The sequence below is a fragment of the Magnetospirillum sp. SS-4 genome, assembly GCF_902729425.1.
GTDB lineage: Bacteria > Pseudomonadota > Alphaproteobacteria > Rhodospirillales > Magnetospirillaceae > Phaeospirillum.
The window spans coordinates 41335-55521 of record NZ_CACVCH010000057.1 but is presented as its reverse complement, the minus strand read 5'-3'; the positions used below and the strand labels follow the sequence as shown (position 1 = coordinate 55521).

Annotated in this window: 12 protein-coding genes and 1 tRNA gene; 7 read left to right on the top strand and 6 right to left on the bottom strand. The window is 67.9% G+C overall.

Annotation, left to right across the window (positions count from 1 at the left end):
- Window positions 1-298: 298 nt before the first annotated feature.
- From MTBSS4_RS10455 to MTBSS4_RS10440, 4 genes are all read left to right on the top strand, one after another.
- Window positions 299-2212 carry an ABC transporter ATP-binding protein/permease gene (locus MTBSS4_RS10455; protein WP_173983345.1) on the top strand — a complete coding sequence of 638 codons (1914 nt, stop codon included), beginning with the start codon at window positions 299-301 and terminating at the stop codon, window positions 2210-2212.
- Window positions 2213-2288: 76 nt separating this feature from the next.
- Window positions 2289-2642, top strand: coding sequence for a PilZ domain-containing protein (locus MTBSS4_RS10450; RefSeq protein ID WP_254432485.1), 354 nt, complete (start codon window positions 2289-2291; stop codon window positions 2640-2642).
- Window positions 2643-2661: 19 nt separating this feature from the next.
- The gene (locus MTBSS4_RS10445) at window positions 2662-3873 is read left to right on the top strand and encodes a CaiB/BaiF CoA-transferase family protein (RefSeq protein WP_173983344.1); all 1212 of its coding nucleotides are present in this window, start codon (window positions 2662-2664) and stop codon (window positions 3871-3873) included.
- 118 nt (window positions 3874-3991) lie between these two features.
- Window positions 3992-4066: transfer RNA gene (locus tag MTBSS4_RS10440), tRNA-Val, on the top strand.
- A gap of 91 nt (window positions 4067-4157) precedes the next feature.
- On the opposite strand, the gene MTBSS4_RS10435 is transcribed toward MTBSS4_RS10440, so the two are convergent.
- Window positions 4158-4859 (bottom strand): pirin family protein, encoded by a 702-nt coding sequence (locus MTBSS4_RS10435; RefSeq protein WP_173983343.1) that lies wholly within the window; start codon window positions 4857-4859, stop codon window positions 4158-4160.
- Window positions 4860-5128: 269 nt separating this feature from the next.
- On the opposite strand from MTBSS4_RS10435, the gene gloB reads away from it, so the two are divergent.
- Window positions 5129-5902, top strand: coding sequence for a hydroxyacylglutathione hydrolase (gene gloB, locus MTBSS4_RS10430; RefSeq protein WP_173983342.1), 774 nt, complete (start codon window positions 5129-5131; stop codon window positions 5900-5902).
- Here gloB and MTBSS4_RS10425 read toward each other — a convergent pair.
- The 5 genes from MTBSS4_RS10425 to MTBSS4_RS10405 are packed head-to-tail and all read right to left on the bottom strand — an operon-like array spanning window position 5899 to window position 10701.
- Window positions 5899-7353, bottom strand: a complete 1455-nt coding sequence (locus tag MTBSS4_RS10425; RefSeq protein WP_254432484.1) for a hypothetical protein — start codon at window positions 7351-7353, stop codon at window positions 5899-5901. The genes gloB and MTBSS4_RS10425 overlap by 4 nt on opposite strands.
- An 11-nt stretch (window positions 7354-7364) precedes the next feature.
- A complete protein-coding gene (locus tag MTBSS4_RS10420; protein WP_173983340.1) occupies window positions 7365-8384 on the bottom strand; it encodes an NAD(P)/FAD-dependent oxidoreductase in 1020 nt (339 codons plus the stop codon).
- A gap of 14 nt (window positions 8385-8398) precedes the next feature.
- Entirely contained in the window at window positions 8399-9274 is an 876-nt protein-coding gene (locus MTBSS4_RS10415; RefSeq protein ID WP_368667774.1) for a TIGR01459 family HAD-type hydrolase, read from the bottom strand.
- Window positions 9271-10344 (bottom strand): quinone-dependent dihydroorotate dehydrogenase, encoded by a 1074-nt coding sequence (locus MTBSS4_RS10410; RefSeq protein WP_173983339.1) that lies wholly within the window; start codon window positions 10342-10344, stop codon window positions 9271-9273. The genes MTBSS4_RS10415 and MTBSS4_RS10410 overlap by 4 nt, the downstream gene beginning before the upstream one ends.
- A complete protein-coding gene (locus MTBSS4_RS10405) occupies window positions 10345-10701 on the bottom strand; it encodes a DUF952 domain-containing protein (RefSeq protein ID WP_173983338.1) in 357 nt (118 codons plus the stop codon). It abuts the gene before it with no gap.
- A gap of 241 nt (window positions 10702-10942) precedes the next feature.
- Here MTBSS4_RS10405 and MTBSS4_RS10400 point away from each other — a divergent pair, with 241 nt between their 5' ends.
- Window positions 10943-11599, top strand: coding sequence for a response regulator transcription factor (locus MTBSS4_RS10400; protein ID WP_173983337.1), 657 nt, complete (start codon window positions 10943-10945; stop codon window positions 11597-11599).
- Entirely contained in the window at window positions 11583-14186 is a 2604-nt protein-coding gene (locus MTBSS4_RS10395; RefSeq protein ID WP_173983349.1) for an HAD-IC family P-type ATPase, read from the top strand. Before MTBSS4_RS10400 ends, MTBSS4_RS10395 begins: the two co-directional genes overlap by 17 nt.
- Window position 14187 lies beyond the last annotated feature (1 nt).

Here is a 14187-nt window from a genome sequence, read left to right as displayed (position 1 = left end):
GATGGATGGTGAGGGGGGGCACCATGCGTCCGCATATGCCATTACGGTTAAGGGAAAAACCCTACGAGCGACGCATTTTCCTTCCGCCGCCCGGGACGGATGCCGCCACCTGATGCCAGTCAGGCGCAATTCACATTCCCGTTTCCATTTCATTTTGTCTGAACATCGCCAAACGAGGAAAGGCGGCTTCATTTAACCACCAGTAAAGCCCATTGGCGCACAATCACTTCACCTGGAGGCCAAAACAGGGTTTATTGGATAGGGACGGAACAAAAACAGCATCCGTCGGGGAAGCGGGATGGAAACGGACGGAACCACTCAGACCACGCCCAGCGACGGTGAGGCGGCGCGTCAGCCGACGCCCAGCTTCATGCGCCGCTTCCTGCGGCTGGCGGGGCCATACTGGAACTCCCACGAGAAATGGACGGTCCGGGGCCTGGCCGCCCTGCTGCTGGTCCTGACCGTCGCCCAGGTCATCGTTCCCATCATGATCAATGTCTGGAGCGCGGAGCTGTTCGACGCCCTCGAACAGAAATCCATGAGCCGCTTCTACCGCCAGATCCTGGTCATCGGCGGCATCTTGGTGGCCAGCATGACCATCACCGCCACCCACCTGAAGGTGAAACGGGCCATTCAGCTGAGCTGGCGGCGCTGGCTGACGCGCAGGCTCCAGGACAACTGGATGGCCACCGGCCACCACTATCAATTGCTGCACATGCCGGGCGACCACGACAATCCCGACGGCCGCATCGCCGAGGACATCCGCAACACCACCGAAACCGCCATCGACCTTGCCCATTCGCTGGTCTATTGCTGCCTGCTGCTGGCCAGCTTCATCCAGATCCTGTGGTTCCTGTCGGGCGAGCTGTCCCTGACCGTCGGCGGCATGGAACTCCCCATTCCCGGCCACATGGTATGGGTGGCGCTGATCTATGCCTCGGCCGCTTCGGGGCTGGCGCTGTTGCTGGGCTATCCCCTGGTCCACGCCACCGACAAGCGCCAGACCGCCGAGGCTAATTTCCGCTTCGGACTGGTCCGCGCCCGCGAGAATTCCGAGGCCATCGCCCTGCTGCATGGCGAGGTCGGCGAACGGCGCCGTTTCTCGGAACTGTTCCGGGGCATCGAGGGCGCCTGGAACCGCCAGACCAACAGCCTGATCCGCCTGTTCCTGTTCACCTCGGGCTACGCGGTGTTCTCCACCGCCTTCCCGATCCTGATCGCGGCGCCGCGCTACATCGCCGGCACCATATCGCTGGGCCAGCTGATGCAGACCGCCCAGGCCTTCCAGCAACTGTCCCAGGCGCTGTCGTGGCCGGTGGACAACATGCAGAAGGTGGCGGAGTGGCGCGCCTCGGTCGAACGGGTCCTGGCGCTGCATGAAGCCCTGTCGGCGCTGAAGGAGGAGACCTCGCGGCCCGACGCCCACACTATCGTGGTCCAGAAATCCACCATGCCGACCCTGACCTTCCACGATCTGACCATCGCCAACGCCGACGGCAACGTGGTTCTGGACGGCTTCAGCGCCGAGATCGCCCCCGGCGAGCATGTGCTGATCGGCGGCGATCCCGGCGCCGCCGTCAAGCTGTTCAAGGTGGTGGCGGGGCTGTGGCCGTGGGGCAAGGGTACCGTCGGCCTGCCCTGCGATTCCACCTTGTTCTTCATGCCGCAACGGCCCTACATGCCTATCGGCACCCTGCGCGGCGTGCTGGCCTATCCCTCGGCCACCGAATGCTTCGCCGACGACGCCCTGGCCGGCGCGCTGGACCGGGTCGGACTTGGCCATCTGGCCGAACGGCTGGAGCAATCCGACGCCTGGGAGCAGATTCTGACCGCCGGCGAGCAGCAGCGCCTGGGCTTTGCCCGCCTGCTGCTGCATCGGCCGAAATGGATGTTCCTCCAGGAGGCCACCGACGCCCTGGACCCTGAAGGCGAACGCAGGCTGATGCAATTGCTGACCGACGAATTCCCCACCGCCACCATCCTGACCGTCGGCTTCCACGCCGACCTGGAACCCTATCACCAGCGCAAGCTCACCCTGACGCAAACCCCCGACGGCCTGATCCTGGTCCGCGAAAGCCGCAAGGCCTGGGAAGAGCCCAAGCGTTCGGTCAATTGGGGCGGCCGCCTGTTCGGCACCTTGCTGCGCCGCAACAACAACGAGCGCCGCGCCCTGATCAGCGGATTGTGGAAACGCGGAGACTGGCGCAATTGAGGCTGGGGATGCGCTCTTGGCATATCCGGGATATGCGCATAGACTGGCCGGATGAATTGTAGCCAGGGGGCTGTCCGTGCCGAGCCGTAAATCCAGCGCCAACGACCGCCGCATCGACGACCGGCATGAAGGCGACGGCCTGTTCATGGTGTTCGAGGAACACCTGGTCGAGGTGGTGGACATTTCCGTCGGCGGATTGAAGTTCCGCAGGCCTCCGTTCCGGCTCGATATCGGCCACCGCTTCACCTTCGAACTGCGCTCCGCCTACGAGGACCCGAACCCGCTGGCCAAGGGCGTGGCGGTGGTGCGGGCCTGCAAGGACGACTGGGTCGCCATTGAATTCGTCCGCCCGACCTTCTCGCTGATGAAGGTGGTGGGACGGCATATCGGCCGTCTGCTGCTGGGACGGAGCCACCTGTTCCGGCATTGACCGGCACGGAGGCGCGCCCATGCCCGGAGCCCTGTCCCATCTTCGCGTCCTCGACCTCAGCCGGGTGCTGGCCGGCCCTTGGGCGGGGCAGCTTCTCGCCGACATGGGAGCCGAGGTCATCAAGGTGGAACGCCCGGGCGAAGGCGACGACACCCGCGCCTGGGGCCCCCCCTTCCTCAAGGACCACGACGGCAAGGATACGGCGGAAAGCGCCTATTACCTGTCGGCGAACCGCGGCAAGCGCTCGGTCACCATCGACTTCACCCGGCCGGAAGGCCAGGACCTGATCCGGCGGCTGGCGGCCGGTTCCGACGTGGTGCTGGAAAACTTCAAGGTCGGCGGGTTGGCCCGGTACGGACTCGACTACGCCGGCATCAGGGCGGTCAGGTCCGACATCGTCTATTGCTCCATCACCGGCTTCGGCCAGGACGGTCCCTATGCCGCCCGCGCCGGCTACGACTTTCTGATCCAGGCCATGGGAGGGCTGATGAGCCTGACCGGCGCCCCCGACGGCGAGCCCATGAAGGTCGGGGTGGCGCTGACCGACATCTTCACCGGCATGTACGCCGGTTTCGCCGTGCTGGCCGCCCTGGCCCACCGCGACCGCACCGGCCAGGGCCAGCATATCGATCTGGCGCTGCTGGACGTGCAGGTGGCGGTCCTGGCCAATCAGGCGGCCAATTACCTGATCGGAGGCCGGACGCCCGGCCGGCTGGGCAATGCCCACCCCAATATCGTCCCCTACCAGGCCTTCGCCACCAGCGACGGCCATATCATCCTGGCGGTGGGCAACGACACCCAGTTCCGCCGGTTCTGCGAGGTGGCCGGCCGTCCAGAACTGGCCGACGACCCCCGCTACGCCAGCAATGCCGAGCGGGTGCGTAATCGCGACGGGCTTGTCCCCATCCTGGAGACCGTCATCGGCGGGCGGGACAGCCGCGACTGGATCGCCGCCCTGGAGGCCGCCTCGATCCCCTGCGGCCCCATCAACACCCTGCCCGAGGTGTTCGCCGACCCTCAGGTCCGCCATCGCGGCATGGCGGTGACCATGGCCCACCCCCTGGCAGACGGCGTCACCGTCGCCGCCAACCCCATCCGGATGTCGGCAAGCCCGGTCGCCTATGGCCGCCCGCCCCCCATGCTGGGGCAGGACACGCAAGAGGTCATGGCCGATGTGCTGGGATTGCCGCCCGACGAGATCGATCGCCTGCGCGGCCTGAAGATCATCTGAACGGCGCGCATGAACGGCTTGACACTCCCGCGGCCACGCCATATAAAACGGCCTCCCCGCGCGGGGGGCGGCATCCGCCCCGGCACGGCCGCAGAGGCAGGCCTCTGATGGAAGAGATGGGCGATTAGCTCAGCGGGAGAGCACTCCCTTCACACGGGAGGGGTCGCAAGTTCAATCCTTGCATCGCCCACCATCTCTTCATCGGCAGCACGGCGCCATGATCGCCGGGGACTTTTTCCCTCAAGGCGATGATGATCGGGCCGGCAAGCCGGCATCAGGTCAGGTCAGGCCAGATCGAACAGCAGGAATTCAGCACTCCCGGCTGAGCGGATCTCGATACGGGATTCGTCCTCGATGGACAGGCCGTCCCCGCACCCGAGAAGGATTCCATTGACAGAAACCGAGCCGTCGACCACCTGCACCCAGACACCGCGTCCGGGGCCAATCGGATGGCTGACGATCCGGACATCGTCGAGCAGGCAGGCATAGGCCAGGACATCCTGGTGAATCGGCAGCGCGGCGCCGCTGTCTCGCGGGCCTGCGATCAAGGCAAGACGGTTGCGCTTGTCGGATTCCGGAATGGTCCGCTGCCGATAGGAGGCCGGCAACCCGTCCCGCGACGGCAGAATCCAGATCTGGAGGAACCGGACGTCCTCGCGATGGGAGGCGTTGTATTCGCTGTGGCGGATGCCGGTCCCCGCCGACATCACCTGGATGTCTCCGCGCCGGATGACTCCCTTGCCGCCGGTGCTGTCTTCGTGGGCCAGCGCGCCGCCGACCACGTAGCTGATGATTTCCATGTCCCGGTGGCCATGGGTCCCGAACCCGGTGCCCGGCCTGACCACATCATCGTTGATGACGCGCAGGGCGCGAAAGCCCATATGGCCGGGATCGAAATAATCTCCGAAGGAAAACGAGTTGCGGGTGTCGAGCCAACCGTGGTCGGCATGGCCGCGTTCCTCCGCCGGACGGATAATAGCCTTCATGACTGCATTCCTTGGCCCCCAGACGTCCTGGGCTGTTGGCGACAAGTTAGCCACACCATACCAAGAACAACAATCTACCAATTATTCACAGCATAGTTTCGAAAAAAGCAACGAACGACGCCAAGCCTGCCGCCGTCCATCGCTCCGCCCCCCGCGCATGTCCCGCGTGGCCGGCCGCGCGTGCGCCCCATCCCTTCCCTTCGTTCTCTTTGAATATCATTCAGGCCGCCCCGGTGCTAAAACCAGGACTCCCGAAACGCGAGGCCGCCATGGCGAAGATCGTCGTCGAGCAGATTCCCGTCCTGTCGGACAACTACATCACCTTGCTGCACGAACCGGGCAGCGGCGCCACCGCCGCGGTCGACCCCGCGCTGGCCGAACCGGTGATGGAGCGCCTCGACGCCAGGGGCTGGCGGCTCAGCCACATCCTCAACACCCATCACCATGGCGACCACACCGGCGGCAACCTGGACCTGATCCGCCGCACCGGTTGCGTCGTTGTGGGCGCCGCCCGGGATTCCGAACGCATTCCCGGCATTTCGGTCGAGGTCGGCGAAGGCGACACCTTCATGCTGGGCGCCGCCGCCGCCGTGGTGCTGGAGGTTCCCGGCCATACCTCGGGCCATATCGCCTTCTGGTTTCCCGACAGCCATGTGGTGTTCGCCGGCGACAGTCTGTTCTCGCTGGGCTGCGGCCGGCTGTTCGAGGGATCGGCCGAGGAGATGTGGTCGTCGCTGAAGAAGCTGCGCGACCTGCCGCCCGACACCATGGTCTATTGCGCCCACGAATACACCGCCGGCAACGGCCGCTTCGCCAGACTGGTCGAACGCGACAACCCCGCCCTCCAGGCCCGCCTGGACCAGGTGGAGAAGCTGCGCGCCCAGGGCTTGCCCACCATCCCAACGACCATCGCAGTTGAGAGGGCGGCGAACCCGTTCCTGCGGGCCGACACCAACGCGGTGGCCAAGGCGGTGGGCATGGAGCCGGGCACCGATCCCATCCGCGTCTTCGCCGAATTGCGCCGCCGCAAGGATGCGTTCTAACTCCGGGGACGGTAGAACCGCCCGGAAATCCCCACCCGGTCGATGACATAGCGGCGCTTCAGCACCTCGAACACCTCGGGCTGGAAATCGACGAAGCGGGCCGGCATGGTCTGCATTCCCGGATTGTCGGCATCGGGATGCGGCAGCGGATCGGTGATCTGCACCAGCGCGATCTCGCGGCGTTCCAGCATGCCGGTCAGGGTATCGGCCGGAAGACGCCCCATGACCATGGCCTGAAGGGTATTGATGGGATCGTAGAACGGCGGCTTGCCGGCGCGGAAACACAGGGAATGCGACTGGCACAAGGTGGTGCCGGGAATGGACGTCACATAGGCGATATCGGCCTTGAACGCCTGTTCGCGGCTGTCCAGTTCGCCCGCCATGTCGACTCCGAACCGGCCCAGGCAGAACGGCGCGTAGAACAGCACGCCGGCATTGATGGCCAGCGCCATGGCCGTCTTTGCCCTGGGCAGCCCGATCATGTGGACCACCAGGCCGGCGCCGATGGACAGGGCCACCGCCACCTCGAAGAACACGTTCATGTCGGTGCCGGCACCGCCGGAATAGAAGATGCCCATCCCCCAGGCCAGCCCCAGATAGGCCAGCGCCAACCCGGCCGGCCGCCGCCGGCGAAAGGCCAGCAGCGCCAGCCCCACCACCGCCATGGGCGCCTGATACTGGGCCAGGATCTCGGTGGTGAACAGGAACGAGCGCGGCAGGTCCCAGGTGCGCGACGCCAGAAGCTGGGTGAAGAAGGCCTCGCCCACCACCAGCCACAGGCCGGCGACGCTGGCCGCCGCCAGCCCCAGTCCGGTGGCGAAGAAAGCCAGCCGGGACCGAAACGAGCCCCGAAGGGCGATGTCGGCGGCGACGATCAGCGGCAGGGCGATCAGGCTGTGCTTGGTCATCACCCCGACGGCGAACAGCAGGGCGGACAGCGCCCCCCGCCGGGCGTCGGAAGGCCCGGCCAGATGAACCGCCAGCCCGGCGACCACGAAGGCCAGCCCCAGCACCTGGGGATTGTTCTTGCCGACGTAATCGGTGGCGAAGGCGGCGAAGAGCAGGGCACAGGTGGTGGCGGCGAACAGGCAATCCAGCCGGGACGCCCCGGCCGAACGGACGATGCCGGCCACCCCCAGGCAGAGGGCGATCACCGCCGCCAGCGACGCCAGCCGTCCGGCCAGGATGACATCGCCCAGCGGCACCGACAGGGCGCCGACCATGTAGAACGACAGCGGCGGATAATTGTTGAAGAAATAGGGCGAGCCGGCCTTGTAGAGTGACTGGCCGGCGATGGCGCGGGCCTGGTGATAGGCGTTCCAGCCCTCGGTATTGTCGATCTCGGCGATCCAGGCGATCCGCAGCGCCGGATAGGCCATCAGGGCCACCGCCAGGATGAACAGGCACAGCACCGCGACGCGGTAGGATCGGTCGTCGGCGTCCCGTATCATCGCCATCGCCGTCACAACGGCCGCGCCGGCACGCCCGAGGTGGTGGAATGCTCGAAATGCAGCGCCTCGCCGGGATGCACCACCTCGTAGGCGGAATGGGCGACGCGGGCGGCCTCGGCGAAACCGGACAGGATCAGCTTCAGCTTGCCGGGATAGGCGCAGATGTCGCCGGCGGCGAAGATGGCCGGGGCGCTGGTGGCCCCGGTGGCGGGATCGACGGCGATGACGTTGCGATCCATGGCCAGCCCCCATCCGGCGATGGGTCCGAGATCGGTGGACAGGCCATAGAACGGCAGCAACACGTCGGCGTCGAGACGGCGGACATTGCCGTCCAGGTCGGCCACCGTCACCGCCGACAACCGGCCCGCCTCGCCTTCCAGCCCGTGCAGCTGATAGGGCACCACCAATTCGACGGCGCCGGTCTCGGCCAATTGCTTCAACCTGGCCTCGTTTTCCGGGGCGGCGCGGAACTTGGGACGGCGATGCACCACCATCACCCTGGCGGCGATTTCGGACAGCGAAATGGCCCAGTCGACGGCGGAATCGCCGCCGCCGGCGATCACCACCCGCTTGTCCCGGAAATCCTCGCGGCGACGCACCAGATAGAACACGCCGGTTCCCTCGAACCGCTCCAGCCCGTCCAGCGGCGGCCGGTTGGGGCCGAACGCCCCGGCTCCGGCGGCGATGATCACCGCCCTGGCCAGGATGGCGGAACCGTCGGACAGGCCGCAACGCCAGCGGCCGTCGGATTCCCGCGACAGGCTTTCCACCTGGACACCGAAATGATAGATGGGCGCGAACGGCGCCGCCTGCTCGGCCAGCCGATCGACCAGTTCGGCCGCCAGGATGCTGGGATGGCCGGGAATGTCATAGATGGGCTTTTCCGGATACAGCGCGCTGAGCTGGCCGCCCACCGCCTCCAGGGCATCGACCACATGGCAGCGGACCTTGACCATGCCGCACTGGAACACCGCGAACAGACCCACCGGGCCGGCCCCCACCACCACGGCATCGGTTTCGTGAACGGTCATCGCGTCCCCCTTCCCTACCAGCAGAATTTGACCATGGCCGCCACCGGAGTCTCGCCATGGCGGCGGACCAGATCGTCCAGCCGGGCCGGAACCGGAGCCTCGCCCCAGCGGACGCCAAGTTCCTCGGCATGGATGCCGCCGGTCACCAGCACGGCATCGAATCCGGCCAGGCGCGCCCCCTTGATATCGGTGTGCAGCGCGTCGCCCACGGCGCAGACCCGCTTGCGGTCGGCGACGCCAAGGCGGGCCAGCGCCAGATCGTAGATGGCGGGATCGGGCTTGCCGCGCCAGACCACCGCCCCGCCCATGTCGGCGTAGCGCTCCGCGATGGCGCCGGCGCAGGTGACGCGGCTGCCCTGGCGGATCACCACATGGTCGGGATTGGCGCAGACCATGGGCAGGCGGCGGGCCAGCGCCCGGTCCAGCGCGTCCTGGTAGTCGGCGACGCTTTCCGTCAGGTCGACCGGCCCGGTATTCAGCACGAAATCAGCCTCGTCCAACCCGGCCGGGCGGTAATCCAGGCCCTCGAAGACATTGCGGTCGCGCTCCGGCCCCAGATGGTAAAGCCGGCGGCCCAGGGCGGCGAACGCCGGGTCGGTGCGCCGTTCCAGTTCCAGATGCACCGCCTCGCCCGAGGACATCACCTCGTCGTACAGATCGCGGGCGATGCCGAGGCGGCCAAGCTGCTCGATCAGCGCCGCCGAGCGCCGGGGCGCGTTGGACAGCATGACGGTGCGCTTGCCCGCCGTCCGCAGCGCCGCCAGGGTGGCGACGACGCCGGGATAGGCCTCGACCCCGTCATGGATGACCCCCCACAGGTCGAGGACGAAACCGTCATAGCGCCCGGCCAGACGGGACAGGCCGGAAATCAGCGGAACCGCGCCCATCATCCTCCCTTGGCCTCCCGATGGTCCACCCCCACAACCTCGGCGATGGAGGCAAAGCCGTCACGCTGCAACAGGTCCAGCAATTCATGCTTGATGCGAGTGACCAGGGCCGGCCCCTGATAGACCATGGCGGAGTAGAGCTGGACGAGCGAGGCCCCCGCCCTGAACTTGGCATAGGCCTCGGAGCCCGAGGCGACGCCGCCGACCCCGACGATGGGGAGCTTGCCGTGGGTCAGTTCGTACATGCGGCGCAGCATGGCGGTGGAGGATTCGAACAGGGGCGCCCCAGACAGGCCGCCGGTTTCCCGGGCATTGGCCGAACGCAGCGAGTCCGGCCGCGCCACCGTGGTATTGGAAACGATCAGCCCGTCGAGCCCGCCGGCCAACGCCACGGCGGCGATGTCGGCCAGATCCTCCCAGGCGAGATCGGGGGCGATCTTCAGCAGCAGCGGCGGCGCGCCTTCCGGCATCGCCCTGGTCAGGGCGCTTCGGGTCCGGCCCACCAGGGACTCCAGCTGGTCGCGCCCCTGCAACGCCCGCAGGCCGGGCGTGTTGGGCGACGAGACGTTGATCACCAGATAGTCGGACAATGACGCCAGCCGGGCGGCGCCGGCCTCGTAATCGGCGGCGGCATCCTCGGTATCCTTGTTCTTACCGAGATTGGCGCCGACGACGCCGACCCGCCGGCGCGCGGCCAGCCGCGCAGCCACCGCGTCAAGCCCCTGGTTGTTGAAGCCCATGCGGTTGATCACCGCCGCGTCCTCGGGCAGGCGGAACATGCGCGGCCGGGGATTGCCGGGCTGCGGCCGGGGGGTGACCGAACCGATCTCGACGAAGCCGAACCCCTGGTCCAGCATGGCGTCGGGAACCTCGGCGTTCTTGTCGAACCCGGCGGCCAGTCCGATCGGATTGGCGAAGTCGCGCCCCCACAGCCTGACCTTGAGGGCGGGCGGGTCGAAGCGGGGCTGGGCCGGCACCAGCCCGGCCTTCAGCAGGCGGATGGTCAGGCCATGGGCGGTTTCGGCGTCGAGCAGACGGACCAGCGGCCCAAGGAATCGAAAATAATCGACCATTCAGTCCTCGATCACGGGAAAGACATGCCGCCCGGTCGCCGGGTCCAGCGGCAGGTCGCGGACCCAGCGCACCGCGTCCAGCGGCAGCCTTCCATGGAGATGGGGAAACAGCGCGCCGCCCCGCGATGGTTCCCAGCGAAGTTCCTCCCCCAGACAGCCCGCGTCCACCGCCACCAGCACCAGCCCGTCCTGACCGGCGCGATGCTTAGCGACGCTGTCCGTGACCTGCGCGGCCGAGGAAAAATGAATGAAGCCGTCGGCCTCGTCCTGGGACGAGCCGCCGTAGCTTCCGGCCTCGACCGCCGCATCCCATTCGGATATGCGGCAAGCATGATAGATGGTGCGCGCTTGCGTCATGGGGGCGGACCATACAAGATGATCGCGTCAAAGGCCAGAGACCGGCTTTTTCGTTATGGATTCCGTCGCCCTTCCTTTAGACTAGGTATTAACCGCAAGTGATGGGGACCTTGGGGCCGTGGCCGGAATCGGGGGCTGCGGGGTATATTCGTTTTTTGTGGCGCTGGGCCGGCAAGTCTGAGACGGTATCGCCACCCGGATGTTTTATACATTAACCGGCGGGAAACCGGTTGGGGGGAAGATGAAGATCCTGATCGCCGACGACCATGAATTGTTCCGCGACGGGCTGAGGCTTGTCCTGGACCAGTTCGAAGGCCCTCCGACCATCGTCGAGGCCTGCGATTTCCCCCAGACCATCGCCGCCGTCCAGAACGAGGCCGACCTGGACATCGTCCTGCTCGACCTCACCATGCCGGGGATGGATTGGGTCGAGGCACTGGCCAAGCTGAAATCCATGCTGCCCAACACCGTGCCGGTAATCGTCCTGTCGGCCTCCGACGACCGCCGCCATGTGCTCCAGGCGGTCAACATGGGGGCGGCCGGCTTCATTCCCAAGACATCGTCCAGCCGGATCATGCTGTCAGCGCTGAAGCTGGTTCTGTCGGGCGGCGTCTATCTGCCGCCGGCCCTGCTGGAACCCAGCCATCCGGGCGATGACGGCGGTCCGGTGACCGGCGACGCGGCCATGGCGGCCCTGACGCCGCGCCAGAAGGAAGTGCTGGCCCTGCTGGGCCAGGGCAAGTCCAACAAGGAGATCGCCCGCGTGCTGGAACTGGCGGAAGGCACCGTCAAGCTGCACGTCACCGCCATCTTGAAGGCGCTCAACGTCAACAACCGCACCCGCGCGGTGGTGGCTGCATCACAACTGGGGCTGACCGCTCCTGACCCCCGCCCCTGACCCGATTCCCTGGCACGCCCGCGACGCGGGCGACGTCGCGGCCACGCTGGGCGGCGGCCCCGACGGGCTGAGCGACGCCGAGGCCGGGTCGCGGCTGGCCCGTTTTGGCCCCAACCGTCTCGCCGAACGCCCGCCCCGGCCGGGATGGGCCGTCTTTCTCGACCAGTTCCGCAATCTCCTGACCGCCATGCTGATCGCCGCCGGCCTGTTCGCCGGCCTGATCGGCCATGTGACCGACATGGTCGCGGTCCTGGCGGTGACCCTGTTCAACGTCACCCTCGGTTTCGTCCAGGAACGCCGGGCCGGCCGCATCCTCGACTCGCTCAGGGCCATGCTGGCCCAGACGGCGCGGGTGCGGCGCCGGGGCGAGGTGACGGTGGTGCCCGCCGACAGCCTGGTTCCAGGCGACATGGTGCTGCTGGAGGCCGGAGACCGCATTCCCGCCGACGGCCGCCTGTGGCTGACCCGCGCCGTCGAGATCGACGAATCCACCCTGACCGGCGAATCGGCGCCGGTAGCCAAGCAGGCGGAGACCGTCGCCGCCGCCGACACGCCGCTGGCGGACCGGACCGGCATGGCCTTCATGAACACGGTGATGACGGCCGGCCGCGCCGAGATGATCGTGACCGCCACCGGCCCCGCCACCGAGATTGGCCGTATCGCCGGCATGCTGGACGAGGCCGAGACGCCGCCGACGCCGTTGCAGGTTCGCCTCGACCAGCTGGGACGACGGCTGGCAGCCGTCGCCGGGGTGGTGGTCACCCTGGTGGCGCTTCAGGGACTGGCGCGGGGACTGGGACTGGCCGAGGTGGTCCTGACCTCGGTGGCCCTTGCCGTCGCCGCCATTCCCGAGGGACTGCCGGCGGTGGTCACCGTCACCCTGGCCATCGGCATGTACCGGATGGCCGGGCGCGGCGCCATCGTCCGCCGGCTGGCGGCGGTGGAAACCCTGGGATCCACCACGGTGATCTGCTCGGACAAGACCGGCACCCTGACGCTGAACCGCATGACCGCCCTGGCGGGCTGGGCGCGGGGACGGACGCTGGAGACGGCCGGATTACCGTCGCTCGGCCCGATCCTGCTGCCCGCCGCCCTGTGCAACGACGCCCGCCTGACACCCGACGGCGAGGCGCTGGGCGACCCCACCGAAACCGCCTTGCTGGCCCTGGCCGCCGCCGCCGGCGCCTGCCCGCCCCCCGGACTCTGGCGGCGGCGGGCCGAGGTGCCGTTCGATTCGGCGCGCAAGCTGATGGCGACGGTGCACGAGGGCGGGGACGGCGGCCTGTTGTCCGTCAAGGGGGCCCCCGACGTGGTGCTTGGACTGTGCGACCGGGTCCTGGGCGAGGACGGCGCCCTGGCCCTGGACGATGAATCGCGCCACGCCATCGCAGCCGAGATCGAACGGCTGGGCGGCCGGGCCCTGCGGGTCATCGCGGTGGCGTCCAGGCCGGTGGCCGCCGACGCCGATCCGATCGACCAGTTGCACGGCCTGTGCCTGCACGCCCTGATCGGACTGGCCGACCCCCCCCGGCCGGGCGTGGCCGAATCCGTCGCCACCTGCCACGACGCCGGCATCACGGTCAAGATGATCACCGGCGACCATGCCGCCACCGCAGCCGCCATCGCCGCCCAGCTCGGACTTGACGGCGCGGTGATGACCGGAACCGAGCTGGACCGGCTGGACGACGACGCCCTGGCCGGGCGCATCGGCGCCGTCGCGGTGTTCGCCCGCGTTTCCCCCCAGCACAAGGTCCGCATCGTCGAGGCCCTGCGCCGCCAGGGCCATGTGGTCGCCATGACCGGCGACGGCGTCAACGATGCCGCCGCGCTGAAGACCGCCCACCTGGGCATCGCCATGGGGCGGGCGGGGTCGGACGTCACCCGCGAGGCCGCCGCCATGGTGCTGACCGACGACGACTTTTCCACCATCGTCCGGGCGGTGCGCGAAGGCCGCACCATCGCCGACAATATCGTGAAGTTCGTCCGCTTCCAGCTGTCCACCAATATCGGCGCCCTGCTGGCGGTGATGGCGGCGCCGCTGCTGGGAATGCCGCTGCCGTTCGGCGCTATCCAGATCCTGTGGGTCAACATCATCATGGACGGGCCGCCGGCCATGGCGCTGGCCTTTGATCCCGCCCGGCCGTCGGCCATGCGCGAGCCCCCCAGGGGACTGAACAGCACCATCCTGCCGCCGTGGCGGCTGCTGCGGCTGGCCTGGTTCGGGCTGCTGATGGCGGCGGGAACCCTGACGGCCATGCACATGGCCCTGGCGGCCGGCGCCGGACTGGAGGAAGCCAGGACCGTGGCCTTCACCACCTTCGTGCTGTTCCAGGTCTTCAACGTCTTCAACGCCCGGGTCGGCGCCGAATCCGCCCTGGGCCGCGGTGCCCTCGCCAACGGCAAGCTGTGGCTGGCGCTGTGCGGAATCCTCGCATTGCAGGCGGTGGTGGTGCATTGGGGACCGGCGCAGACCCTGTTCCACACCACCGGCCTGGACGGCGGACAATGGCTGCTGGCCGCCGGGCTGGCGTCGCTGGTGCTGGTGCTGGAGGAACTCCGCAAAGTGCTGACCCCAAGGAGAGCGTAAG

Bases quoted from the DNA above. Each gene is read 5' to 3' on its own strand.
- MTBSS4_RS10425 (WP_254432484.1), bottom strand. From the start codon at position 7,353: ATGATACGGGACGCCGACGACCGATCCTACCGCGTCGCGGTGCTGTGC.
- MTBSS4_RS10435 (WP_173983343.1), bottom strand. From the start codon at position 4,859: ATGAAGGCTATTATCCGTCCGGCGGAGGAACGCGGCCATGCCGACCAC.
- MTBSS4_RS10405 (WP_173983338.1), bottom strand. From the start codon at position 10,701: ATGACGCAAGCGCGCACCATCTATCATGCTTGCCGCATATCCGAATGG.
- MTBSS4_RS10455 (WP_173983345.1), top strand. From the start codon at position 299: ATGGAAACGGACGGAACCACTCAGACCACGCCCAGCGACGGTGAGGCG.
- MTBSS4_RS10445 (WP_173983344.1), top strand. From the start codon at position 2,662: ATGCCCGGAGCCCTGTCCCATCTTCGCGTCCTCGACCTCAGCCGGGTG.
- MTBSS4_RS10410 (WP_173983339.1), bottom strand. From the start codon at position 10,344: ATGGTCGATTATTTTCGATTCCTTGGGCCGCTGGTCCGTCTGCTCGAC.
- MTBSS4_RS10415 (WP_368667774.1), bottom strand. From the start codon at position 9,274: ATGATGGGCGCGGTTCCGCTGATTTCCGGCCTGTCCCGTCTGGCCGGG.
- gloB (WP_173983342.1), top strand. From the start codon at position 5,129: ATGGCGAAGATCGTCGTCGAGCAGATTCCCGTCCTGTCGGACAACTAC.
- MTBSS4_RS10400 (WP_173983337.1), top strand. From the start codon at position 10,943: ATGAAGATCCTGATCGCCGACGACCATGAATTGTTCCGCGACGGGCTG.
- MTBSS4_RS10420 (WP_173983340.1), bottom strand. From the start codon at position 8,384: ATGACCGTTCACGAAACCGATGCCGTGGTGGTGGGGGCCGGCCCGGTG.